The sequence below is a fragment of the Bacillus sp. R86525 genome, from assembly GCF_042466195.1.
In the GTDB taxonomy this organism is placed as follows: Bacteria; Bacillota; Bacilli; order Bacillales; family Bacillaceae_G; genus Bacillus_A; species Bacillus_A nitratireducens.
This window is the reverse complement of the sequence record NZ_JAXHPX010000007.1, coordinates 652,424-676,738: the sequence shown is the minus strand read 5'-3', so window position 1 is coordinate 676,738 and position 24,315 is coordinate 652,424. Positions and strand designations below refer to the sequence as shown.

The 24,315-nt window shown below is 40.6% G+C and carries 12 protein-coding genes, 22 tRNA genes and 3 rRNA genes; 5 read left to right on the top strand and 32 right to left on the bottom strand.

From position 1 onward, the window contains the following. Positions 1–16: 16 nt before the first annotated feature. The 4 genes from glgA to glgB all read right to left on the bottom strand — a co-directional run bounded on the left by glgA (position 17) and on the right by glgB (position 5,653). Positions 17–1,447, bottom strand: a complete 1,431-nt coding sequence (gene glgA, locus SJY24_RS05920; RefSeq protein WP_377867223.1) for a glycogen synthase GlgA — start codon at positions 1,445–1,447, stop codon at positions 17–19. 137 nt (positions 1,448–1,584) lie between these two features. Next, positions 1,585–2,619: a glucose-1-phosphate adenylyltransferase subunit GlgD gene (gene glgD, locus SJY24_RS05915; RefSeq protein WP_377864031.1), complete on the bottom strand. Its 1,035-nt coding sequence runs from the start codon at positions 2,617–2,619 to the stop codon at positions 1,585–1,587. An 18-nt stretch (positions 2,620–2,637) separates the two neighbouring features. Next, the gene (glgC, locus tag SJY24_RS05910; protein ID WP_000057600.1) at positions 2,638–3,768 is read right to left on the bottom strand and encodes a glucose-1-phosphate adenylyltransferase; all 1,131 of its coding nucleotides are present in this window, start codon (positions 3,766–3,768) and stop codon (positions 2,638–2,640) included. Beyond that, positions 3,716–5,653 (bottom strand): 1,4-alpha-glucan branching protein GlgB, encoded by a 1,938-nt coding sequence (glgB, locus tag SJY24_RS05905; RefSeq protein ID WP_377864030.1) that lies wholly within the window; start codon positions 5,651–5,653, stop codon positions 3,716–3,718. Before glgB ends, glgC begins: the two co-directional genes overlap by 53 nt. A gap of 458 nt (positions 5,654–6,111) precedes the next feature. On the opposite strand from glgB, the gene SJY24_RS05900 reads away from it, so the two are divergent. Both SJY24_RS05900 and SJY24_RS05895 read left to right on the top strand, forming a co-directional pair. After that, positions 6,112–6,717 carry a TasA family protein gene (locus tag SJY24_RS05900; RefSeq protein ID WP_377864029.1) on the top strand — a complete coding sequence of 202 codons (606 nt, stop codon included), beginning with the start codon at positions 6,112–6,114 and terminating at the stop codon, positions 6,715–6,717. 47 nt (positions 6,718–6,764) lie between these two features. After that, entirely contained in the window at positions 6,765–10,988 is a 4,224-nt protein-coding gene (locus SJY24_RS05895; protein WP_377864028.1) for a S8 family serine peptidase, read from the top strand. Positions 10,989–11,162: 174 nt separating this feature from the next. Here SJY24_RS05895 and SJY24_RS05890 read toward each other — a convergent pair whose 3' ends face one another. Beyond that, entirely contained in the window at positions 11,163–12,107 is a 945-nt protein-coding gene (locus SJY24_RS05890) for an L-lactate dehydrogenase (protein WP_088232905.1), read from the bottom strand. A 468-nt stretch (positions 12,108–12,575) separates the two neighbouring features. Then, positions 12,576–13,175, bottom strand: a complete 600-nt coding sequence (locus tag SJY24_RS05885) for a TetR/AcrR family transcriptional regulator (RefSeq protein WP_377864027.1) — start codon at positions 13,173–13,175, stop codon at positions 12,576–12,578. A gap of 323 nt (positions 13,176–13,498) precedes the next feature. Here SJY24_RS05885 and SJY24_RS05880 point away from each other — a divergent pair, with 323 nt between their 5' ends. Then, positions 13,499–14,722 (top strand): MFS transporter, encoded by a 1,224-nt coding sequence (locus SJY24_RS05880; protein WP_377864026.1) that lies wholly within the window; start codon positions 13,499–13,501, stop codon positions 14,720–14,722. 149 nt (positions 14,723–14,871) lie between these two features. On the opposite strand, the gene SJY24_RS05875 is transcribed toward SJY24_RS05880, so the two are convergent. The 25 genes from SJY24_RS05875 to SJY24_RS05755 all read right to left on the bottom strand — a co-directional run bounded on the left by SJY24_RS05875 (position 14,872) and on the right by SJY24_RS05755 (position 21,682). Next, positions 14,872–14,943, bottom strand: a tRNA-Glu gene (locus SJY24_RS05875). Positions 14,944–14,948: 5 nt separating this feature from the next. After that, positions 14,949–15,039 (bottom strand) — tRNA-Ser (locus tag SJY24_RS05870). Between the two features lie 6 nt (positions 15,040–15,045). Next, positions 15,046–15,120 (bottom strand) — tRNA-Asn (locus SJY24_RS05865). 7 nt (positions 15,121–15,127) lie between these two features. Continuing rightward, a tRNA-Ile gene (locus SJY24_RS05860) sits at positions 15,128–15,204 on the bottom strand. 10 nt (positions 15,205–15,214) lie between these two features. Then, positions 15,215–15,285: transfer RNA gene (locus SJY24_RS05855), tRNA-Gly, on the bottom strand. A 13-nt stretch (positions 15,286–15,298) separates the two neighbouring features. Next, positions 15,299–15,374, bottom strand: a tRNA-Lys gene (locus SJY24_RS05850). 10 nt (positions 15,375–15,384) lie between these two features. Further along, positions 15,385–15,460: transfer RNA gene (locus tag SJY24_RS05845), tRNA-Thr, on the bottom strand. A 14-nt stretch (positions 15,461–15,474) separates the two neighbouring features. Further along, a tRNA-Phe gene (locus tag SJY24_RS05840) sits at positions 15,475–15,550 on the bottom strand. Positions 15,551–15,564: 14 nt separating this feature from the next. Continuing rightward, positions 15,565–15,640 (bottom strand) — tRNA-Asp (locus SJY24_RS05835). Positions 15,641–15,643: 3 nt separating this feature from the next. After that, positions 15,644–15,720: transfer RNA gene (locus SJY24_RS05830), tRNA-Met, on the bottom strand. A 27-nt stretch (positions 15,721–15,747) separates the two neighbouring features. Then, a tRNA-Ser gene (locus tag SJY24_RS05825) sits at positions 15,748–15,840 on the bottom strand. Positions 15,841–15,857: 17 nt separating this feature from the next. Next, positions 15,858–15,934, bottom strand: a tRNA-Ile gene (locus tag SJY24_RS05820). A gap of 4 nt (positions 15,935–15,938) precedes the next feature. Then, positions 15,939–16,015, bottom strand: a tRNA-Met gene (locus tag SJY24_RS05815). 20 nt (positions 16,016–16,035) lie between these two features. Further along, positions 16,036–16,108, bottom strand: a tRNA-Ala gene (locus SJY24_RS05810). Between the two features lie 15 nt (positions 16,109–16,123). Continuing rightward, positions 16,124–16,197: transfer RNA gene (locus tag SJY24_RS05805), tRNA-Pro, on the bottom strand. A gap of 10 nt (positions 16,198–16,207) precedes the next feature. Then, positions 16,208–16,281, bottom strand: a tRNA-Arg gene (locus SJY24_RS05800). A 3-nt stretch (positions 16,282–16,284) separates the two neighbouring features. Then, a tRNA-Leu gene (locus SJY24_RS05795) sits at positions 16,285–16,373 on the bottom strand. Positions 16,374–16,389: 16 nt separating this feature from the next. Beyond that, a tRNA-Gly gene (locus SJY24_RS05790) sits at positions 16,390–16,464 on the bottom strand. Between the two features lie 29 nt (positions 16,465–16,493). Further along, a tRNA-Leu gene (locus SJY24_RS05785) sits at positions 16,494–16,574 on the bottom strand. A gap of 23 nt (positions 16,575–16,597) precedes the next feature. Next, a tRNA-His gene (locus tag SJY24_RS05780) sits at positions 16,598–16,673 on the bottom strand. A 10-nt stretch (positions 16,674–16,683) separates the two neighbouring features. After that, positions 16,684–16,759 (bottom strand) — tRNA-Thr (locus SJY24_RS05775). Between the two features lie 4 nt (positions 16,760–16,763). Beyond that, positions 16,764–16,839, bottom strand: a tRNA-Val gene (locus SJY24_RS05770). A gap of 5 nt (positions 16,840–16,844) precedes the next feature. Continuing rightward, positions 16,845–16,960 (bottom strand): 5S ribosomal RNA (gene rrf / locus SJY24_RS05765). 101 nt (positions 16,961–17,061) lie between these two features. Continuing rightward, positions 17,062–19,984, bottom strand: a 23S ribosomal RNA gene (locus SJY24_RS05760). A 146-nt stretch (positions 19,985–20,130) separates the two neighbouring features. Next, positions 20,131–21,682, bottom strand: a 16S ribosomal RNA gene (locus SJY24_RS05755). The 16S, 23S and 5S rRNA genes sit together here with 22 tRNA genes alongside, the layout of an rRNA operon. A 402-nt stretch (positions 21,683–22,084) precedes the next feature. On the opposite strand from SJY24_RS05755, the gene SJY24_RS05750 reads away from it, so the two are divergent. Next, a complete protein-coding gene (locus SJY24_RS05750; protein WP_000386680.1) occupies positions 22,085–22,765 on the top strand; it encodes an MgtC/SapB family protein in 681 nt (226 codons plus the stop codon). A gap of 93 nt (positions 22,766–22,858) precedes the next feature. Further along, complete coding sequence (locus SJY24_RS05745) at positions 22,859–23,854, top strand: ion channel (protein WP_377864024.1); 996 nt, start codon at positions 22,859–22,861, stop codon at positions 23,852–23,854. On the opposite strand, the gene SJY24_RS05740 is transcribed toward SJY24_RS05745, so the two are convergent. Next, positions 23,841–24,254 (bottom strand): YugN-like family protein, encoded by a 414-nt coding sequence (locus SJY24_RS05740; protein ID WP_000612337.1) that lies wholly within the window; start codon positions 24,252–24,254, stop codon positions 23,841–23,843. The two genes, SJY24_RS05745 and SJY24_RS05740, sit on opposite strands and share 14 nt — an antisense overlap. Positions 24,255–24,315 lie beyond the last annotated feature (61 nt).

Genomic DNA, 24,315 nt, shown 5'->3' with positions numbered 1-24,315 from the left:
ATTCACCACCTCAATGTTATTCCATGAGACTTTTATACAATTTCTTGTACGCAAGAGCCGATTTCCCCCAGCTATAATCTTCAGTCATCGCTTGCTTTACAAGCTTATCCCATACCGGTTTATCTTGATAAAACTCAATTGCACGAAGAATCGTATGTAACATGTCATGCGCATTAAAATTCGTAAAGCTAAAGCCATTCCCAATCCCAGTGTCCTCATCGTAAGAATGTACAGTATCATTTAATCCGCCTGTTTCTCTTACAATCGGAATCGTGCCATATGCTAGTGCAATAAGTTGTCCAAGGCCACACGGTTCAAACAGCGATGGCATTAAAAACAAATCGCTTCCCGCATATACTTGGTGCGCTAACTCTTCATTAAATCCGATATATACTTTTACCTTTTCTGGATACTCGTATGCCATCCATTCAAAGAACTGCTCGTATTCAGAATCTCCTGACCCTAAAATAATACATTGTACATCTTCTTCCATTATTTCACGGAATACAGTACGTACTAGATCAAGCCCCTTTTGCTTCGTTAATCGTGTTACCATCGAAATAACTGGCGTATCTTCTTTTTCTGGCAAACCAAAATAACGCTGCAATGCACGTTTATTTTCATTCTTTCCATCTAATGACTCTGCACTATACTGAGCGGTAATATACGAATCTGCTTCTGGATTATATACGCTCGTATCAATTCCGTTTACAATGCCACTAAGCTTATCGTTATTCTTTCGTAACAATCCATCTAACTTCTCACCGAAAAACTCATATTGAATCTCTTCTTTATATGTCGGGCTAACCGCTGTAATTTGGTCAGATGCGATAATACCGCCTTTCATAAAGTTCACGTTTCCATAAAACTCAAGCTGTTCACTATGAAAATATTCATGACCAAGCTCCAGTAAGTCGTACATCACTTCAGGAGGAAATACACCTTGGAACTGCAAGTTATGAATCGTATATACCGTTTTAATATGCTCATATAACGGGTTATCTTGATACTTTTCACGAAGCAAGAAATTAACCATAGCTGTGTGCCAATCATGGCTATGAAGAACATCTACTTCGAAATCAAGATGCGGAATACACTCTAAAACTGCTTTTGAAAAATAAGAAAAACGCTCCCCATCATCATAATGACCATATAGAGAATCTCTCTTAAAATAATATTCATTATCTATTAAGTAATACGTAATCCCATCCTGCTCACCTTTTAAAATCCCGCAATATTGGTTTCTCCATCCAAGAGGAACGTTAATTACTTTATGAAGCGTACATCCTTCTCTTAGCTCTTTCGGGATAAGACTGTAGTTCGGAAGTATAATGCGAACATTCACTCCTAATTTTTTTAATTCTTTTGGGAGCGCTCCTGCTACATCAGCTAGACCTCCGGATTTAATAAACGGTACACATTCTGATACTGCAAATAAAATATTCACCTGTTGTTCCACTGCACGAAAAGCGTATACATCACAAATCGCTCTTCTTACAGCTTCCTCCCTTCGAGTTTTCATGTAGAGTAAAACCATAATTAGTGGGGGTTTTCTAAATCCCCCACTAATTATGTACCCGCTATTTACGAATAACTATTAATTGTACTATTTTGTACACTACCTTTTTCTACAACATATGGCTCATCAGCACTTCCTTTTAACACTACGCCGTCGCCAATTTTCACGTCTTTATCAATAATAACACCGTCTATTATACAATTATCTCCAATTTTGCTCTTTTGCATAATAATGCTATTACGAACAATTGAACCTTTTCCAATTTTAACAGAACGAGAGATAACACTATTTTCTACTTCTCCTTCAATAATACTGCCGTTTGCAATCATTGTATTTTTCACGGCTGCACCCTTCAGATAACGAGTTGGTGGTTCATCTTTTACTTTCGTAAAGATCGGTGCTTCTTTCTTAAATAATTGCTTCCAAATAGCAGGCTGCAAAATTTCTAAGCTATGTTTATAGTAACTTTCAATTGAATCAATAATAGCTACATATCCTGTATGCTCATACGTAGCAATATGCAGTGATTTTCCGCGCTTTTCTCTCACTACATCAAATAAACTGTATTGCTCCACATCTTTATATGTCTCAAATAAATCTAACAATAATTGTTTCTTTAACACGTATGTTTGAAGCGAAACCCCTTCATGACAAACTTCAGTAATATCAGCTTCCGTATGTATATGTCGCTCTAACACCGCTTGAAAATTTAACGCTGTTACAAGATGGCTATTCGTAATAACAACATACTCTTCTCTGCTTCTTAGAAAATAATCAATATGTCTTCTAAAATGTGCAAAAGATCCAAATTCGTCATGATCACATTGGCAGTTCGGTGGGAATAAAAACAGGCCATCACGCTTTCTATCTAAATCCCACTGTTTTCCTGAACCGACATGATCCATTAAAGAGCGATTTTTATGACTTGTAAAAACCGCCACGCTATGAATATTAGAATTCACCATATTTGAAAGCATGAAATCAATGAGTCGATAACGGCCTCCAAACGGTAACGCCGCTAATGAACGATGCCCTGTTACTTTCTTTAAGGAAGGAAAACTTCCCGTTGCATTAATAATTCCTAACATTTTTTCTCCCATTCATTTCATCCCCCTTTTCTATTTTCCTTCAGCAATTAGTACTACATCGTCAACATTTTTTTCTGGGCGAATTATTGTCCCATCTTCAATAACCATTTCTGATCCAACAATCGCTCTTTCAATCACAACGTTTTTACCAATCTTTGCCCCAGGCATAACGACAGAATCGATTACCATACTACCTTCTTCTACCGTTACTCCTTGGAATAAAACAGAATGCTTCACGTCCCCTTCAATGACGCACCCTTCATTAATAAGTGATTCTTCTACTTTTGCCTGTTCCGCAATATATTGAGGTGGCTCATTTGGGTTCACAGAATAAATGCGCCAATTACGATCGTTCAAGTTCAACGATGTTTCATCACGAAGTAAATCCATATTCGCTTCCCATAAGCTTTTCACCGTTCCAACATCTTTCCAATATCCTTCAAACGGATACGCCATCAACTTCTTCCCTTCATCTAATAAAAGTGGAAGTACATCTTTTCCGAAGTCATTACTAGATTCAGGATTTCTTGCATCCATCTCTAAATATTCTTTTAAAATAGCCCAGTTAAAAATATAAATTCCCATTGATGCAAGATTACTTCTTGGAAATTGCGGTTTCTCCTCAAATTCAACAACTTCCATCTCTTCATTTGTATTCATGATGCCAAAGCGACTTGCTTCATCCCAAGGCACTTCAATAACGGAAATTGAAACATCTGCTTCTTTCTCAATATGGTAATCTAGCATTTTACTGTAATCCATTTTATAAATATGGTCTCCTGATAAAATAAGGACATATTCTGGTTCGTACTGACTTAAATAGTTTAGGTTTTGATAAATAGCACTTGCCGTACCTGTATACCACTTCACCCCTGAAGACTCCGCATAAGGAGGTAATACAGTGACTCCACCGTTTACACGATCAAGATCCCAAGCATTTCCGATTCCAATATAATTATGAAGTTCTAGCGGTTGATATTGTGTTAAAATCCCCACCGTTTCAATACCGGAGTTTGCGCAGTTACTTAACGTAAAATCAATAATGCGATATTTACCACCAAATGGAACAGCTGGCTTGGCTAAATTTTTTGTTAATGCACTTAAACGACTACCTTTTCCCCCTGCTAGTAACATTGCTACGCACTTTTGTTTTTGAGCCATCTTGTTTTTTACTCCCCTTTCTCGTCTTCACTGGTCGTAATATGGATACGCCAAATGGTGGAATTATAATTTCTACATGTGCCGCTTGGTTATGATATGGCTCTAGAATCGTCTTGAGACGTTTCTTATTCACTTGCCCCGATCCGCCATATTGCGCCGAGTCACTGTTTAAAATCTCGTTATAATACTCGAAATCTGGTACACCTACTTTATAGTTTTCATATGTTGCTTTCGTAAAATTACATACGACAACTAACGCATCTTCCTGCTTATCCCCTTGGCGGATAAACGAAAAAATACTTTGCTCATTATTATTAGCATCAATCCACTGAAATCCTTCAGGCGAGTGATCTAACTGCCAAAGTGGTTTTGAGCGCTTATACAATGCTATGAGCTCTTTAAAGTAATCATGCATATTACGATGCATTTCAAAATCATGTAAATTCCAATCTAAATCTTCAAGATCTTTCCACTCATCAAATTGGCCAAATTCTCCACCCATAAAGAGTAATTTTTTACCTGGATGAGTAAAGAAATATCCATATAATAAACGAAGCTGAGCAAACTTATCCCAGTAATCTCCCGGCATTTTATTTAATAACGACTTTTTCCCATGAACGACTTCATCATGAGAAAGCGGCAATATGAAGTTTTCAGAGTGAGCATATAATAAAGAGAATGTCATTTTCTCATGAATGTATTTCCGGTACTCTGGTGCACATTCCATATATTTCAGCACATCATTCATCCAACCCATATTCCATTTATAATTGAATCCAAGTCCACCCTCGTATGTTGGAGCTGTTACAAGCGGCCAAGCTGTTGAATCTTCTGCTGTCATAAGAAACTCTTCATCTTCTGCAAACACAGCTTCATTTAACTCTCGTAAGAAAGAAACAGCGTGTTCATTGCTTTGCTCTTTTCCTTCTTTATTCCAGTACAGCATATTCGCAACTGCATCTACCCTGAAACCATCAATATGGAAATACCTCATCCAAAATAATGCATTTGAAATTAAGAAATTACGTACTTCTCTCTTCCCTAAATCAAAATTAACAGTTCCCCATACTAGGTTTTCTTGTACATCTATATCTTTATATTCATAAGTCGGTGTCCCATCAAACAAATATAAACCGTGAGCATCTTTACAAAAATGCCCCGGCACCCAATCTAAAATGACACCGATTCCATATTTATGACATTCATCGACAAAATACATCAAATCATGTGGCGTGCCGAATCTACTTGTCGCTGCATAATATCCCGTCCCTTGATATCCCCAAGAACGATCATATGGATGCTCAACAAGCGGCATAATTTCAATATGTGTAAATTGATGTTCCACCACATACGGAATGAGCTCCTCGGCCATTTCTCTATAAGAATACAGAGCACCATCTTCTTTCTTTTTCCAAGAACCGAAATGTAATTCATAAACTGTCATCGCTTCTTTATAAATCGATTTTTTCTTTCTCTTACGAATCCAGCTTTTATCATTCCATTCATATCCCTCTATATCAAAAACTACAGATGCCGTATTTGGTCTTACTTCTGCATATACTGCATAAGGATCTGCTTTTAAAATCACGTTACCGTCCATCGTTTCAATCGCATACTTGTATATCTCATTCTCTGCAATATGCGGTACAAACAAGGACCAAATCCCCTCTTCTGTCACTTGTAGCATCTTATGTTGCTCATAATCCCATTCATTAAAATCTCCAACAACACTCATTGCTTTCGCATGAGGAGCCCATACTGTGAATCGTACACCTCGCATCCCATCTTCCGTCACAATATGTGCCCCAAAGATGTTATAACTGTCATAGTACTTTTCTGTATGAAACTCATCTCGTTTCACTTCTTCACAATTTATTACATCCAATATGTTCACCTCACTAAGATGACAGAAATTTTTTACTCTTTATCATTTCTGCGAAAAACTGAAATATCCTTGTTATTTTTTAAAAAATATTCGTTTTTTTCTTTAATTTCGCTTAAAATATTCAAATTTACTGTGTAAAATATCGAATTTTGACGAATATTCATTGCAAACGCTTCATTTCCTACTAGTCTTTCATCCTATTATTTATTTCTCAACCTTTATTTCATTAGATTGATCCTATTTTACTCGCTAGTTATCACTTAAAATCGTAACAAAATAATCTGTCATAAAAAAATGTTTCTCAACATTTTTTGTCACAATTTTATTGAAATGGAAAATTCATAAGCATATACTTGTTCTCAATAAAGAACATCAAACTTTCGTAAATATAATTCATACTAGAATACTGTGTTTACCTTGCGAAAGTTTAATAAAAAATCAAACTAGGGGGCTTTCTTATGTCATTAAAACAAAAGGTTGGAATGGGAGTTGTCACAGCTTCACTTGGCTTATCCCTTACATTCGGCGGTGTATTCGCCTATTTCAGTGATTCTGAAACATCTAGTAACTCATTTCAAGCTGGTACACTAGATCTTTCTATTAACCCAAGTGTAATTGTTAATGTGAAAGATTTAAAACCAGGTGATTTGATTGAAAGAAATTTCAAGCTTGAAAACAAAGGAACATTGGATATTGCAAAAGTATCACTCGAAACATCCTATGAAGTTACAGATGCAAAGCAAAATAATGCTGGTGAAGATTTAGGTGAACATATCGTCGTAAAGTTTCTAGTTAACGATGGTAAGCCATCTAATCCAAATGATGATCATGAAATTTTGTGGGAAACAAAACTATCAGAATTAAAAACTATGAAACCTGAAGATGTAGCTACTTCTCTAGAACGTCATAACTTAATAGACGGTATTAAATCTGGTGAAACGGATTACTTACACGTTCTCTTCTCATTTGAAGATAATGACCAAGATCAAAATAAGTTTCAAGGTGATTCTTTACAACTAAACTGGACATTCAATGCAGAACAAACAAAAGGTGAAGAGAAATAATCTTATTTTTTCTCTATTAAAAAATACAAATTATCGGAGGCCTATACATGAAAAAGAAAAATCGTTTTGCTACCGGAATTGTAACGGCTGGCGTTCTATTTTCAACTGCCCTTCCGTTCAATGTACTTGCCGAAAACCCTATTAACCAAATGGACTCTTCAAACGCCCAGTCTTTACTATCAAAACTTTCTAAAGAACAGCGCCAGGCATTACAAACGTTAGATGCCAATCCTGGTTTTACTATTTCACCAGATATTAATACGAGTAGTTCTGAACCAGTAAATATCATTGTAGAATTTCAAACTGCTCCAGTAAAGATTAATGAATTAAAACAAAAAGAAAAAGGGTTACAAGCTGCTCCTGAAAATATAAAAGCACGTATTGATCAAGAGCATGAAGAATTCCAAGAAGGATTAAAACGCCTTCACCAATTCAGCCCATCAGTGAAATCAGGAAATTTCCAGTCTGTACAAATTAAACGCTCTTATAAACATGCGATGAATGGCGTGGCGATGACATTACCAGCTAATACAGTTGAAGAACTGTTGCGAATTGGCGTCGTAAAACGTATTTGGAAAGATTACGAAGTGAAATTAAATTTACCGAAACAAGCTGAGCAAAAAGCACCTCAAAAACTAACAGATAGCATTCCGCAAATCGGGGTAGATAAGTTACATAGCGAAGGTATTACAGGAAAAGGAATTAAAGTCGGAGTATTAGATACAGGTATTGATTACAATCACCCTGACTTAAAAGACGTGTATAAAGGCTATCGCGCAAAACCGGGTGAAGATTCTAGTAAGGTAGACCCAAACTCTGTAAAAGGTTGGGACTTTATTAATAACGATGCAGATCCGATGGAAACAACTTATACAGAGTGGCAACAATCTGGCGCTCCTGAATTTGATAATCGTGGTTCTTCCTTCTACACAGCACACGGTACTCACGTAGCAGGTATAGTTTCTGCTCAAAAGAAAAATAAATCAGATTCAGCAGTAAAAGGTGTTGCACCTGACATTGAACTGTATAACTATCGCGTACTCGGTCCTTATGGAAGCGGAGATAGTTCTGGCATTATTGCTGCAATCGATAAATCTATTTCTGACGGTATGAACGTCATTAACTTATCGTTAGGTGACGATAGCAACAATCCGCTTGATCCAACATCTATCGCTGTTAATAACGCAATGCTTTCCGGTGTTGTTACAGTCGTTGCTGCTGGTAACTCTGGTCCAAATCCAGCAACACTCGGATCACCTGGTGCTTCTCCATTTGCTATTACAGTTGGGGCAAGCGATAGCTCTATTTCCTTACCGAAACTATCAGGTCATGCTGGACAATTACAATTCCCTAACCTAATTTTATTCGGCAAAAACTTCACTGATAAAATAGAAGATTTCAAAGGACAATCTCTCCCTATTGAATCTGTAGGAATCGGTACGCCTGACGAGTTTAGTAAAAAAGATGTAAAAGGAAAAATCGCTCTCGTTGCACGTGGTACACTCTCCTTTGATGAAAAAATTGCGAACGCAAAACAAGCAGGTGCAAAAGCCGTTATTATTTATAACAACGTGGATGGAGAAATTCCTTTCTATGTTGGTGAAAGCACAAAATACATTCCAGCATTCCGCCTAACGAAAGAAGACGGTGAAAAACTAAAAGCTCAAATTGAACAAGGTAACACATCCTTTACTTTTGACGAACTCAGTTATATTCAAACAGAAGGTGATCACCTTGCAGACTTTAGCTCACGCGGCCCTGTTACATCAAATGATGATATTAAACCAGATATTACAGCGCCTGGTGTTGCCGTACTTTCAACAGTACCTGAATATATTAACGATCCACAAGAAGGAGAAAATTATGATGTTTCCTATGAGCGTATGCAAGGAACATCAATGGCTTCTCCTCACATCGCTGGTGTGGCTGCTCTTATTTTACAAGAACACCCAGAATACTCTCCATTTGATGTGAAAGCTTCCCTCATGAATACTGCTGATGATTTAAAAGAAAAGTATTCCGTATATGAAGTTGGAGCTGGACGAGTAGATGCTTACAACTCTGTTCATACTGAAACAAGTTTTAAAGTGTTAGATACAACAAAAACAATTGTGAATGATGAAGTGATTGAAGTACCAGAAGAAACTGGATCCATTGCATTCGGGAAGTACTATCAAAAAGATGGCGAAGCTCTTGAACAAAAACGAAATATAAAAGTGGAAAATCGCAATAAACAAGAGAAGAAAGAATTTAAAACAGAAATTTCTTATACACCAGCATCTTCTGCTATTAATGATGCTACCGCAAACGGTGTAAAAATTTCTACTTCTGAAACAATTACTATTGATGCTGGTAAATCAGATGAAATTGAAGCAAAAGTTAATATTCCAGCTGGTGCAAAGCAAGGCCGATATGAAGGATATATTCATATTACAAATACGAAAAATAAAGAAGAAACGTATCAAATTCCGTTCTCTATTCGTGTATCAGAGCCCGGTATTGAAAATGCACTATTATCAAGAAAAACAATCTCAACTGATACATCTAAATTCAATCCATACCGTGAATCATATGTTCATGGTGCATTCCAGCTAAATAGCGAACTTGAAACGTTAGATCTTATCGTTAAAGACTCAAAAACAAATAAAGCGCTCGGCTTCATTGGAACATTAAACACGAGTGGACTAAAAACGGATGTGTATTACTACTTAGATTCATTCTTTAACGGCAGAGTGTATCCTTTTACAAATGATCCTGCAAAACCAATTGGTGATGAGAAAATCGACTTACCAGAAGGAGATTACACAATTGAATTTGTTGGCTACGATAAATCTGGAAAAGCACGTGTGAAAGGTGATTATGTCGTAATTGATAATACACCACCAGAAGTGAAATTAACTGGATTAAAACCCGGTATTTATGAACTAAATGAAGAAAACTATACAGTAGAAGACGGTAAAAAGGCATTATGGATTAAGGGAAATGTGTATGATTCAAACGTTGACTACTTAAAAGGAAAAGGGTTAAACATTACGCAAGAAGCGAACGGGGTTATGTACTATGACTATTCCCCATACTTGCATAAGTTTTTACCGATTACTGAAAATGGCGACTTTAAAGTTGGTATTACACCTGACTCCTTCAGAACGGAAGGCCCAATGAACACAGGCGTATATATTTTCGATTATGCAACTGCAGGCCCCGACTATCCAAGCGGTGTAAATAACTATTGGTTTATCCCGCAAGGTGCTCAATATGCAAAAGCTAATTATAATAAAAAAGAATTATATAAAAATGATGAATTCACTGTGACACTAGATGCTAAACACGTAAAACGATTTGTTGCTGGCGAATTTAAAGTAAAATTCCTAGAGAAGAACTTCAAATTTGCAAATGCTAAATTGAATCCTGCTTTTGAAAGACTCCTTTCTGAAAAAGGGGTAACGGCAAAAGTAAATGAACCAAAACTAGAAGAAGGTTCTGTTACAGTAGGCGGAGCTATTGATGATAAAAACTTCGCTGGATTAGACGGTGATTTCCCATTCATTGATGTAACTTTCAAAGTAGAAAATGATGAATTTTATGAAGCAAATGCTCAATTAGATTTACCAGTGTTCGTTTACTGGAAACAAGGTGAATCAGAGCCAAACAGAATGCGTATACTGCAAGATCAAACATTCTCAGTTATGTCTTTAAACTCACTAGTAGAAGGAAATATTAAACCTGGTGCATTCGTAAATGAACGTGGATATTTAGATGAAAAATTCGATTATACAAAGCTTGGTGTAAAAGTATATGCAACTGATTCTTACCGTCATAAGTTTGAAGGCTCACTGGATAAATACGGATACTTCAAATTAAATGGACTTCCTGTTAATAAACGCGACTACAACTTGTACGTAGAAGTTCCAGGGCATTTAACAAGCCGTCTAACAACAAAATTAGGTACTGAAAAAGATGGTAAGCTACTTGGCCAATATTACTATGCACGCTTTGATGAAAACCTTGCCGGTGATGTAAATGGAGATAAAGTAATTGATATAAAAGATGCAGAAATTATCGCTAACAACTATGGTAAAAAAGGAGCATCTGTAAAAGACGGCGATCTTAACAAAGATGGTATTGTCGACGAAAAAGATATTCGTTTCGTTGAAAAGAACTTCTTGAAAAAAGGGCCAGATGCAGCTAAATCACAAACGCCTGTTGAAAAATCAAAAAGCGGTACACTAGCAGATATTTTAAAGAAATTAGGATTAACACCTAAAAAATAATAATAAAGAGCACTCTACATAAAAGTAGAGTGCTCTTTTCTATAAACGACCCTTATCCAGCAAAAGGGGTATATTGGGGATATACAAGGGAAACCGGAAAAGGAATTTATATTAAATTATATAAAAACTCAGAGGTGGGAAGCAGTTTCCCGCCTCTGAATTATTTAGCAATTATTATAGTACTGGTGCCATTGTTTCTTTTAATACTTTTACAGAATGAGCGAATTTCGCTTTTTCTTCTTCATTTAACTCAAGTTCTACGATTTCACGTACACCTTGGCGGTTAATTACAGCTGGAACACCTACGTAAGCATCCTTCTCACCATACTGACCTTCAAGGTATGCAGATACAGTTAATACGCTGTTCTCGTTGCTTAAGATTGCTTTAGTTACACGAAGTAATGACATACCGATTCCGTAGTAAGTTGCACCTTTACGCTCGATAATATGGTAAGCTGCATCACGAACATTTTCGAAGATTTTATCTAAGTCTTCTTGATTGTACTGCTCGTTGTTAGCTAAGATTGTTTCTAGTTTTTGTACACCTACAGTAGCGTGGCTCCATACTGGAAGTTCAGTGTCACCGTGCTCACCAACGATGTAAGCATGAACGTTACGTGGATCTACATCTAAGTAGTCACCTAACATGTAACGGAAACGAGCAGAGTCTAAAGTAGTACCAGAACCGATTACGCGCTCTTTTGGTAATCCAGATTCTTTCCAAGTCACATAAGTTAAAATGTCAACTGGGTTTGTTGCGATTAAGAAGATTCCATCGAATCCGCTATCCATAATACCGCGAACGATTTGTTTAAAGATCTTTGTATTTTTCTCAACTAAGTCTAAACGAGTTTCACCTGGCTTTTGTGGTAATCCAGCTGTGATAACAACTAAATCTGCATCTTTACAATCTGCATAGCTACCGCTCCAAACTTTTGTTGCTGCTGGAGAGAATGGTACCGCATGGCTTAAGTCCATTGCTTCTCCTTCTGCTTTTGCTTCATTAACATCTACAAGTACGAATTCTTCAGCTACACCTTGGTTGATCATTGAGTAAGCGTAACTACAACCTACAGCTCCTGTTCCTACTAATACTACGCGATTGATACCTTTTTTCATGTTAATTTCCCCTTTCAATTGTTTACATCTATTTTTTATTATTGTTTAAGTAATTAATTAAAATACTAATTTAATGTTGTTTAACTTCTTTACATTCATATTGTAGCATGAATCATTGTGAATTACTTCACAAATTATGACCTATTTGTGAACTTTTTCACATAGAGTGTAAAGTTATTACATCAAGTGTGAAATCAATCTCAATGGAGGCTTTTTCTTTAGATTGTGAATAAAAATAATATTATTTGATTATTCCCTGTAACTAAATTTACCTTTTATAATCAAAATCCTAATATTCACAAAAAATGTAATCACATTATAAGATTAAACTAAACGATCACATCGTAACCTTACAAGATGGACGTCAGTTGGCCTATATAGAATACGGTGAAATAAATGGATTAGCATATACTTTAACACCTCCCTCTTAACCATTACTGTATATTAATAAAAAAATATCAGTTAAAATCATGCATTCTTTTCTAATAATAAACCATTCAATATAAGTGATAGGCTATGCAACGCTTTAGACAATTGTACCTCTGCATCTTCAGAATTCGCGATCCAACAAGCAAGGTCCACTAGTCCGCCATTTATGAATCTTGCTAAAGCTTCACAATCCGTCTGTTCAATAATACAATCCTTCATTAGTTGCTGAAGTATATCCGCCATCGTCGCTAAACATTGTGACTGTGATGATTGATAATAACTAGTTCCTAATACTGCCGGTGCATCTCGAAGTACGATTCTCTGAATTTCTGGATTAAGTGCCATCGTTAAATAAGCACGACAGCGCCCAACAAATCCTTCCCATTTTCCTGCTGCCTCATCTGATACTTTCCCTAATTTATTATCCATTTCCATATCAATTTCTTTTACAACCGCTTCTAACAATCCTTTTTTGTCACCAAAATGATGATAAATTGCACCACGTGTTAAACCGACAGATGCTGTAAAATCATCCATAGACGTGTTTACATATCCAACTGTACCGAAAGCCTCCCTTGCTGCACTCAGCAATTTAGCGCGTGTTTCAATGATCATTTCTGCTCTTGTTTTTTTAACCATCTTTTCCTCCTACTTCTATCCATTCCCTTTATTCAAAATGAATCCCACTATAGTATCGTTCTCTATATAAAAGAATAACTCCTTTTAACGCTAGCTCTCCATCCAGAGATAAAACATTTCAATTGACATACGCACCGTATGTTAATATGATATTGGCATACGGTGCGTATGTAAATTTTTTCTAGCTTACAAGATAACATAACTTCTTACTTATACCCTAAATTGACTCACTGTCCCTTTTTATAGAAGGTATTAACGACACAGAGGAGGAGTTACAAGAATGAAGAATGTATATGTAAACGTCAAATACTTTGGTGATTATTATGTTTAATTCCTACCGTGAGATTTTCAGTGCTTCTGGTACAAAAGGATTCTCATTAGCAGGCTTTATAGCTCGGATGCCCATATCAATGATGGGCATTGGTATTGTTACAATGTTATCTCAGCTACGTGGTGACTATTGGCTTGCCGGAGCCGTTGCAGCCACCTTCACATTATCATCAGCTTTACTAGCTCCTCATATTTCTCGTATGGCTGATCAATTAGGGCAATCTCGTATACTTCTTCCGACTACAGGTATCAGTGTTTTCTTTACGATTCTCTTACTTCTATGTACGAAATATGAGGCTCCTTATTGGACGCTATTTCTATCCGCCTTATGTGCGGGTTGTATGCCAAACATGTCGGCCATGGTACGTGCACGTTGGACTAAACTATACCGTGGATCTCATAAATTGCATACAGCATTTTCCTTCGAATCGGTCGTCGATGAAATTTGCTTCATCATTGGTCCTGTATTATCCGTCAGTTTAAGTGTTATGTTCTTCCCAGAAGCAGGACCACTTTTATCATGTATTTTTCTTACAATCGGGGTATGCCTATTCACCATGCAAAAAAACACAGAACCACATGTACATCCCCACGACATTACAAACAAAGGAACAGTATTTAAAATTGGTACATTACGAGTGCTTGTATTCACACTCATCGCCATAGGTACCATATTTGGCACAATAGATGTAGTTAGTGTGGCTTTTGCTGAGCATCAAGGAAACACAGTAGCTGCTAGCTTTGTGCTTTCCATCTATGCAATCGGTTCATGCCTGGCAGGTCTTATTTTCGGTACTCTTAAACTCAGTACTCCACCATATAATCAATTTTTAATAGCAGTGACACTATCAATGGTAACAATGCTGCCACTAGTTTTCGTAAACACTATTGCTTGGCTAGTAGTTATTGTTTTCTTTGCAGGCTTATCTGTTGCTCCTACTATGATTATTACTATGGGGCTTGTGGAAAAAATCGTACCTGAATCAAAAATAACCGAAGGAATGACCTGGGCAATTACAGGACTTGGTATTGGAGTCTCTCTAGGATCAGCGGTAGCTGGTTTAGTTATTGATACCTTTGGAGCTCGCGCAGGATTTAGTGTGGCTATTATTGCAGGAGGCCTTGCCTTAACTATTGCACTTTTAGGATACAAAACTCTCCACTCCGCATATAGTCATGCTGTTATGAAACCAGATGGACATTCAATAGAGAGTTAAAACATATTCAAAAATAGGATTACTTTCTATTAGTTAGACGATTCAAATAGCAAAAGGTATACAAAAAATCTATAAAAAAAAGCAGACTATCCAAAGTCCACTTTTACACAACAAAAAAGAGATAGCAGATTATGCTATCTCTTTTAGTATGACCCGTACGGGATTCGAACCCGTGTTACCGCCGTGAAAGGGCGGTGTCTTAACCACTTGACCAACGGGCCAGTTCTGGCAGAGAAGAAGGGATTCGAACCCTCGCACCGCGTTCGCGATCTACTCCCTTAGCAGGGGAGCCCCTTGAGCCACTTGGGTACTTCTCTATAATATGGCTCCGCAGGTAGGACTCGAACCTACGACCGATCGGTTAACAGCCGATAGCTCTACCACTGAGCTACTGCGGAATAATTATGGTGGGCCTAAATGGACTCGAACCATCGACCTCACGCTTATCAGGCGTGCGCTCTAACCAGCTGAGCTATAGGCCCATAATTGAAAAGCGGGTGAAGAGAATCGAACTCTCGACCAGAGCTTGGAAGGCTCTTGTTTTACCACTAAACTACACCCGCATTAAATTGAAAATGGTGAGCCATGAAGGATTCGAACCTTCGACCCTCTGATTAAAAGTCAGATGCTCTACCAACTGAGCTAATGGCTCATTTTGAAAGTGGTGCCGGCTAGAGGACTTGAACCCCCAACCTACTGATTACAAGTCAGTTGCTCTACCAATTGAGCTAAGCCGGCTTGCGACTTCAAAATGGTGGCTCGGGACGGAATCGAACCGCCGACACGAGGATTTTCAGTCCTCTGCTCTACCGACTGAGCTACCGAGCCTTTATGTAAAAAAATGGCGGTCCCGACCGGGGTCGAACCGGCGATCTCCTGCGTGACAGGCAGGCATGTTAACCACTACACCACGGGACCATTTGGTTGCGGGGACAGGATTTGAACCTGCGACCTTCGGGTTATGAGCCCGACGAGCTACCGTACTGCTCCACCCCGCGATGATATAATATTTAATTTAGAAAAAATGGAGGAGGTAGAGGGATTCGAACCCCCGCGCGACTCTCGCCGCCTGTCGGTTTTCAAGACCGATCCCTTCAGCCGAACTTGGGTATACCTCCGAGATATAAACTTCTAATGGTGGACCTTGTAGGACTCGAACCTACGACCGGACGGTTATGAGCCGTCTGCTCTAACCAGCTGAGCTAAAGGTCCTTTATGGTAGCGGCGGAGGGGATCGAACCCCCGACCTCACGGGTATGAACCGTACGCTCTAGCCAGCTGAGCTACACCGCCATAAATAATATTCAAATAAGTGGAGCCTAGCGGGATCGAACCGCTGACCTCCTGCGTGCAAGGCAGGCGCTCTCCCAGCTGAGCTAAGGCCCCATGTTTTTTGGAATATCGGGAAGACAGGATTTGAACCTGCGACCCCCTGGTCCCAAACCAGGTGCTCTACCAAGCTGAGCCACTTCCCGTTAATAAAAGCGCGCCCGAGAGGAGTCGAACCCCTAACCTCTTGATCCGTAGTCAAACGCTCTATCCAATTGAGCTACGGGCGCATATGGTGCCGAGGGCGGGGGTCGAACCCGCACGGTGGTCACCCACCGCAGGATTTTAAGTCCTGTGCGTCTGCCTGTTCCGCCACCCCGGCATGTCATATTGAAAATTGGAGCGGAAGACGGGATTCGAACCCGCGACCCCAACCTTGGCAAGGTTGTATTCTACCACTGAACTACTTCCGCAAGACATGTATGAGTTATTTTATTAAAAGTGCGGGTGAAGGGAGTCGAACCCCCACGCCAAAGGCGCTAGATCCTAAGTCTAGTGCGTCTGCCAATTCCGCCACACCCGCATATTAATTATTTAAAGAAAAAATGGGGCGACTGATGGGAATCGAACCCACGAATGCCGGAGCCACAATCCGGTGCGTTAACCACTTCGCCACAACCGCCATGATTTTCTGGTGCCGACTAGAGGACTTGAACCCCCAACCTACTGATTACAAGTCAGTTGCTCTACCAATTGAGCTAAGTCGGCTAAATGGTGGAGGATGACGGGATCGAACCGCCGACCCCCTGCTTGTAAGGCAGGTGCTCTCCCAGCTGAGCTAATCCTCCGAATTGCCTGGCAACGTCCTACTCTCACAGGGACAAGGTCCCAACTACCATCGGCGCTAGAGAGCTTAACTTCCGTGTTCGGTATGGGAACGGGTGTGACCTCTCTGCCATCATTACCAGACTGTATTCATTTAAGACAAGAATTATTTTAACTTATTCACTTTTGAAAGTCAACAAGTTTTTTATATTCTTTCAAAACTAGATAACATTGCTTCATATTATATGGTTAAGTCCTCGATCTATTAGTATTCGTCAGCTCCACATGTCACCATGCTTCCACCTCGAACCTATCAACCTGATCATCTTTCAGGGATCTTACTAGCTTACGCTATGGGAAATCTCATCTTGAGGGGGGCTTCATGCTTAGATGCTTTCAGCACTTATCCCTTCCGCACATAGCTACCCAGCTATGCCCTTGGCAGAACAACTGGTACACCAGCGGTGCGTCCATCCCGGTCCTCTCGTACTAAGGACAGCTCCTCTCAAATTTCCTACGCCCACGACGGATAGGGACCGAACTGTCTCACGACGTTCTGAACCCAGCTCGCGTACCGCTTTAATGGGCGAACAGCCCAACCCTTGGGACCGACTACAGCCCCAGGATGCGATGAGCCGACATCGAGGTGCCAAACCTCCCCGTCGATGTGGACTCTTGGGGGAGATAAGCCTGTTATCCCCGGGGTAGCTTTTATCCGTTGAGCGATGGCCCTTCCATGCGGAACCACCGGATCACTAAGCCCGACTTTCGTCCCTGCTCGACTTGTAGGTCTCGCAGTCAAGCTCCCTTATGCCTTTGCACTCTACGAATGATTTCCAACCATTCTGAGGGAACCTTTGGGCGCCTCCGTTACACTTTAGGAGGCGACCGCCCCAGTCAAACTGCCCACCTGACACTGTCTCCCGGGTCGATAAGACCCGTAGGTTAGAATTTCAATACAGTCAGGGCGGTATCCCACCAGCGCCTCCACCGAAGCTAGCGCTCCGGTTTCAATGGCTCCCGCCTATCCTGTACAAACTGTACCAAAATTCAATATCAGGCTACAGTAAAGCTCCACGGGGTCTTTCCGTCCTGTCGCGGGTAACCTGCATCTTCACAGGTACTATAATTTCACCGAGTCTCTGGTTGAGACAGTGCCCAAATCGTTACACCTTTCGTGCGGGTCGGAACTTACCCGACAAGGAATTTCGCTACCTTAGGACCGTTATAGTTACGGCCGCCGTTTACTGGGGCTTCAGTTCAGAGCTTCGCTTACGCTAACCCCTCTCCTTAACCTTCCAGCACCGGGCAGGTGTCAGCCCCTATACTTCGCCTTACGGCTTCGCAGAGACCTGTGTTTTTGCTAAACAGTCGCTTGGCGGCATTCACTGCGGCTTTCCGTTAAGAAAGCACCCCTTCTCCCGAAGTTACGGGGTCATTTTGCCGAGTTCCTTAACCAGAGTTCTCTCGCACACCTTAGGATTCTCTCCTCGCCTACCTGTGTCGGTTTGCGGTACAGGCACCTTTTATCTCGCTAGAAGCTTTTCTTGGCAGCGGGGAATCAAAGACTTCGCTCCATAAGGAGCTTCCCCATCACAGCTCAGCCTTCACGATAAGCGGATTTGCCTACTTATCAGCCTAACTGCTTGGACGTGCACAACCAATCGCACGCTTCTTCTATCCTTCTGCGTCCCTCCATTGCTCAAACGATAAAGAGGTGGTACAGGAATATCAACCTGTTGTCCATCGCCTACGCCTGTCGGCCTCGGCTTAGGTCCTGACTAACCCTGAGCGGACGAGCCTTCCTCAGGAAACCTTAGGCATTCGGTGGACGGGATTCTCACCCGTCTTTCGCTACTCATACCGGCATTCTCACTTCTAAGCGCTCCACCAGTCCTTCCGGTCTGACTTCACTGCACTTAGAACGCTCCCCTACCACTGATACCATTGGTATCAATTCGCAGCTTCGGTGGTGTATTTAGCCCCGGTACATTTTCGGCGCAGAGTCACTCGACTAGTGAGCTATTACGCACTCTTTAAATGGTGGCTGCTTCTAAGCCAACATCCTAGTTGTCTAAGCAACTCCACATCCTTTTCCACTTAATACACACTTTGGGACCTTAGCTGGCGATCTGGGCTGTTTCCCTCTTGACTACGGATCTTATCACTCGCAGTCTGACTCCTAAGGATAAGTTATTGGCATTCGGAGTTTGACTGAATTCGGTAATCCGATGAGGACCCCTAGTTCAATCAGTGCTCTACCTCCAAGACTCTTACACTTAAGGCTAGCCCTAAAGCTATTTCGGGGAGAACCAGCTATCTCCAGGTTCGATTGGAATTTCTCCGCTACCCACACCTCATCCCCGCACTTTTCAACGTGCGTGGGTTCGGGCCTCTCATTCAGTGTTACCTGAACTTCACCCTGGACATGGGTAGATCACCTGGTTTCGGGTCTACGACCACGTACTAAACGCCCTATTCAGACTCGCTTTCGCTGCGGCTCCGTCTCTTCAACTTAACCTCGCACGGGATCGTAACTCGCCGGTTCATTCTACAAAAGGCACGCCATCACCCATTAACGGGCTCTGACTATTTGTAGGCACACGGTTTCAGGATCTCTTTCACTCCCCTTCCGGGGTGCTTTTCACCTTTCCCTCACGGTACTGGTTCACTATCGATCACTAGGGAGTATTTAGCCTTGGGAGATGGTCCTCCCAGATTCCGACGGAATTTCACGTGTTCCGCCGTACTCAGGATACATTCAAGAGAGAACGAAGTTTCGACTACGGGGTTGTTACCCTCTACGACGGACCTTTCCAGGTCGCTTCGTCTACCTCGTTCCTTTGTAACTCCGTATAGAATGTCCTACAACCCCAAGAGGCAAGCCTCTTGGTTTGGGCTAGATTCCGTTTCGCTCGCCGCTACTCAGGAAATCGCATTTGCTTTCTCTTCCTCCAGGTACTTAGATGTTTCAGTTCCCTGGGTCTGTCTTCCATACCCTATGTATTCAGGTAAGGATACCATACCATTACGTATAGTGGGTTTCCCCATTCGGAAATCTTCGGATCAAAGCTTACTTACAGCTCCCCGAAGCATATCGGCGTTAGTCCCGTCCTTCATCGACTCCTAGTGTCAAGGCATCCACCGTGCGCCCTTTCTAACTTAACCAAACTAAAATTAAAAAAATATGAGCTACACTGTTATCTAGTTTTCAAAGAACATACATTTAAACTTGAGAGATAGTTCTCTCAAAACTGAACGAAACGAAACAAGTCAACGTTTATCGATGAACTGCGTTCATCAATTCTCCATAGAAAGGAGGTGATCCAGCCGCACCTTCCGATACGGCTACCTTGTTACGACTTCACCCCAATCATCTGTCCCACCTTAGGCGGCTGGCTCCATAAAGGTTACCCCACCGACTTCGGGTGTTACAAACTCTCGTGGTGTGACGGGCGGTGTGTACAAGGCCCGGGAACGTATTCACCGCGGCATGCTGATCCGCGATTACTAGCGATTCCAGCTTCATGTAGGCGAGTTGCAGCCTACAATCCGAACTGAGAACGGTTTTATGAGATTAGCTCCACCTCGCGGTCTTGCAGCTCTTTGTACCGTCCATTGTAGCACGTGTGTAGCCCAGGTCATAAGGGGCATGATGATTTGACGTCATCCCCACCTTCCTCCGGTTTGTCACCGGCAGTCACCTTAGAGTGCCCAACTTAATGATGGCAACTAAGATCAAGGGTTGCGCTCGTTGCGGGACTTAACCCAACATCTCACGACACGAGCTGACGACAACCATGCACCACCTGTCACTCTGCTCCCGAAGGAGAAGCTCTATCTCTAGAGTTTTCAGAGGATGTCAAGACCTGGTAAGGTTCTTCGCGTTGCTTCGAATTAAACCACATGCTCCACCGCTTGTGCGGGCCCCCGTCAATTCCTTTGAGTTTCAGCCTTGCGGCCGTACTCCCCAGGCGGAGTGCTTAATGCGTTAACTTCAGCACTAAAGGGCGGAAACCCTCTAACACTTAGCACTCATCGTTTACGGCGTGGACTACCAGGGTATCTAATCCTGTTTGCTCCCCACGCTTTCGCGCCTCAGTGTCAGTTACAGACCAGAAAGTCGCCTTCGCCACTGGTGTTCCTCCATATCTCTACGCATTTCACCGCTACACATGGAATTCCACTTTCCTCTTCTGCACTCAAGTCTCCCAGTTTCCAATGACCCTCCACGGTTGAGCCGTGGGCTTTCACATCAGACTTAAGAAACCACCTGCGCGCGCTTTACGCCCAATAATTCCGGATAACGCTTGCCACCTACGTATTACCGCGGCTGCTGGCACGTAGTTAGCCGTGGCTTTCTGGTTAGGTACCGTCAAGGTGCCAGCTTATTCAACTAGCACTTGTTCTTCCCTAACAACAGAGTTTTACGACCCGAAAGCCTTCATCACTCACGCGGCGTTGCTCCGTCAGACTTTCGTCCATTGCGGAAGATTCCCTACTGCTGCCTCCCGTAGGAGTCTGGGCCGTGTCTCAGTCCCAGTGTGGCCGATCACCCTCTCAGGTCGGCTACGCATCGTTGCCTTGGTGAGCCGTTACCTCACCAACTAGCTAATGCGACGCGGGTCCATCCATAAGTGACAGCCGAAGCCGCCTTTCAATTTCGAACCATGCAGTTCAAAATGTTATCTGGTATTAGCCCCGGTTTCCCGGAGTTATCCCAGTCTTATGGGCAGGTTACCCACGTGTTACTCACCCGTCCGCCGCTAACTTCTTGAGAGCAAGCTCTCAATCCATTCGCTCGACTTGCATGTATTAGGCACGCCGCCAGCGTTCATCCTGAGCCAGGATCAAACTCTCCAATAAAGTTAGTTTGTCTAGCATCTAAAAATAAAAATTGACGTTCACGTTGTTTGTTTCGTTCAGTTTTCAAAGAACTACTTGGTCGCTCATTTGCGACTTCCTTATGTTAACATCTTCGTTTTTCAATGTCAACTAAGTTTTTCAATTTCTTTTTTGTCGTTTTCTGCGTTTTCGCATCAGCGACGGTTATTAATATATCATGCAGAAAAATGAAATGCAATACCTTTCGAAAACTTTTTTTAAATTAACTACATTTCTTTTTTAATATCATATACTTAAACGAAATATCTCTTTCATGTATAAGTAATTCCTACATATATTCTATATAACGTCACTCTACCCAAAAACATTTCTTTCTATATAAATGTTTTATTCATATACCATATCATACAAGGAGGAATATATATGGACTATACCGATTTATTAATCAAACTAGGTCTTTCAGCTATTTTAGGATTCGCCATCGGTTTAGAGCGCGAATTAAAACGTAAACCACTTGGTTTAAAAACGTGTTTAGTTATTTCTATAATTAGTTGCCTCCTGACGATTGTTTCTATTAAAGCAGCTTACAACTTACCGCATACCGATCATATGAATATGGATCCACTTCGACTTGCTGCACAAATCGTATCAGGAATCGGTTTTTTAGGTGCTGGTGTTATTTTAAGAAGAGGAAACGATAGTATTGCAGGGCTAACGACTGCTGCTATGATTTGGGGCGCTTCCGGTATTGGGATTGCTGTTGGAGCCGGATTCTATATCGAAGCGATTTTCGGGATGTGTTTCCTTATGATTAGTGTAGAACTTATACCATTAACGATGAAATTCGTCGGTCCTAGATCATTTCGTCAACGTGATATCGCAGTGAAACTTGTTGTACGAAATATGGACAATATCCCGACCGTAATTGAAGAAATAAAAGAAATGGATATAAAAGTTAAGAACATGAAGCTCAAAACATTGGAAAATGGTTCGCACTATTTACATTTGAAATTGTCTATCGATCAAAAAAGACATACCGCTGATGTTTATTATGCTCTTCAGCACCTTGAAAGTGTTCAACAAACTGAAGTAGAAAGTATGTAATATGAAAAAACTCTCTTTTTAATTAGAGAGTTTTTCTTTTTTCTATAATGGTAACAATGAATGTAGTCCTGAAAAGTAAGGAGGAATAGGAACTTGAAATCCCGCCCGAATTTAGTAGATACATTTCGTGATTCCATTATTTTTCGTTTAATTTGTTTTATTATTGTACTTACTACTTTTTCCGGCTTTCTTATACATACACTCGAGCCAGCTCACTTCACCACATGGTTCGACGGGGTTTGGTGGTCAATCGTCACCATTTTCACCGTTGGATACGGCGATTTTGCCCCCCATACAACGATAGGAAAACTTATTGGTATCGGTATTATTCTATTAGGAACTGGATTTTGTTCTTATTATATGGTTCTATTCGCCACCGACATGATTAATAAACAATATATGAAAATTAAAGGGGAAGAAGCTGCTACCTCTAATGGTCATATGATTATCGTCGGCTGGAATGAGCGAGCAAAACATGTTGTAAAACAAATGCACGTATTACAACCGAACCTTGATATCGTTTTAATTGATGAGACACTTTCTTTACTTCCAAAGCCATTCCATCATTTAGAGTTTATAAAAGGTTGTCCACATCACGATCAAACTTTATTAAAAGCTAACATCACAACTGCTCACACTATATTAATAACAGCGGACAAAGAGAAGAACGAAAGCTTAGCAGATACAGAATCCATTTTGAATATTTTAACTGCAAAAGGACTTAATCCAAACATTCACTGCATCGCTGAACTTCTTACTTCTGATCAAATTCAAAATGCAACGAGAGCTGGCGTATCAGAAATTATAGAAGGAAATAAATTAACGAGCTATGTATTTACTGCTTCTCTTTTATTCCCTTCTATTTCAGGTGTACTATTCTCACTTTACGATGAAATCTCTGATAACAAATTACAACTGATGGAAATTCCCCCATCCTACACCGGACAATCCTTTGCGAATTGTAGCTATACTCTTTTAAAGCAAAACATTCTCTTACTAGGTGTAAAGCGCGACGAGCAATATATGATCAATCCAGTTCATTCTTCCATTCTCATCGAAAGCGACATACTCATTGTTATTCACCATTAAAAAAATGATTTTCTAGCTCTTGTACCAATACTTTACCAATATTGACATACTTTCTTTTCACATCTCCATCTGGATCTTGCGGCTCCGCAAATTGATCCAATCCACTCGTTCCAGCTGTTAAAGCATTAACATTATCATCTAGTTCGTCTTGATATACGTGTGAAAGAATATACGGTGTTTCAAGACGGACTATTACACCGGGCACATCTAGTTCTCCATCCACTGCTGTAAACGGTACGCGCAAAAATTGATACCCTTCTTCTTCGTCAATTTTATAATCAAAGCATCCTTTATCATAATCCCAATTGCCGCCAATACTATATCCAAGTGGTTTCATAATCTCTTCTAACTTATATAACGCATATGTACGTCCTTCTAAATTTGATTGAATCGGAATCAAGTCCATCCCTCCTAGACTTTTCCTTTAGCATACCCATTCTAGTTTGAATATACCGATGTAC

Bases quoted from the DNA above. Each gene is read 5' to 3' on its own strand.
- SJY24_RS05895 (WP_377864028.1), top strand. From the start codon at position 6,765: ATGAAAAAGAAAAATCGTTTTGCTACCGGAATTGTAACGGCTGGCGTT.
- glgC (WP_000057600.1), bottom strand. From the start codon at position 3,768: ATGGCTCAAAAACAAAAGTGCGTAGCAATGTTACTAGCAGGGGGAAAA.
- SJY24_RS05900 (WP_377864029.1), top strand. From the start codon at position 6,112: ATGTCATTAAAACAAAAGGTTGGAATGGGAGTTGTCACAGCTTCACTT.
- SJY24_RS05750 (WP_000386680.1), top strand. From the start codon at position 22,085: ATGGACTATACCGATTTATTAATCAAACTAGGTCTTTCAGCTATTTTA.
- glgD (WP_377864031.1), bottom strand. From the start codon at position 2,619: ATGGGAGAAAAAATGTTAGGAATTATTAATGCAACGGGAAGTTTTCCT.
- SJY24_RS05880 (WP_377864026.1), top strand. From the start codon at position 13,499: ATGTTTAATTCCTACCGTGAGATTTTCAGTGCTTCTGGTACAAAAGGA.
- SJY24_RS05890 (WP_088232905.1), bottom strand. From the start codon at position 12,107: ATGAAAAAAGGTATCAATCGCGTAGTATTAGTAGGAACAGGAGCTGTA.
- SJY24_RS05885 (WP_377864027.1), bottom strand. From the start codon at position 13,175: ATGGTTAAAAAAACAAGAGCAGAAATGATCATTGAAACACGCGCTAAA.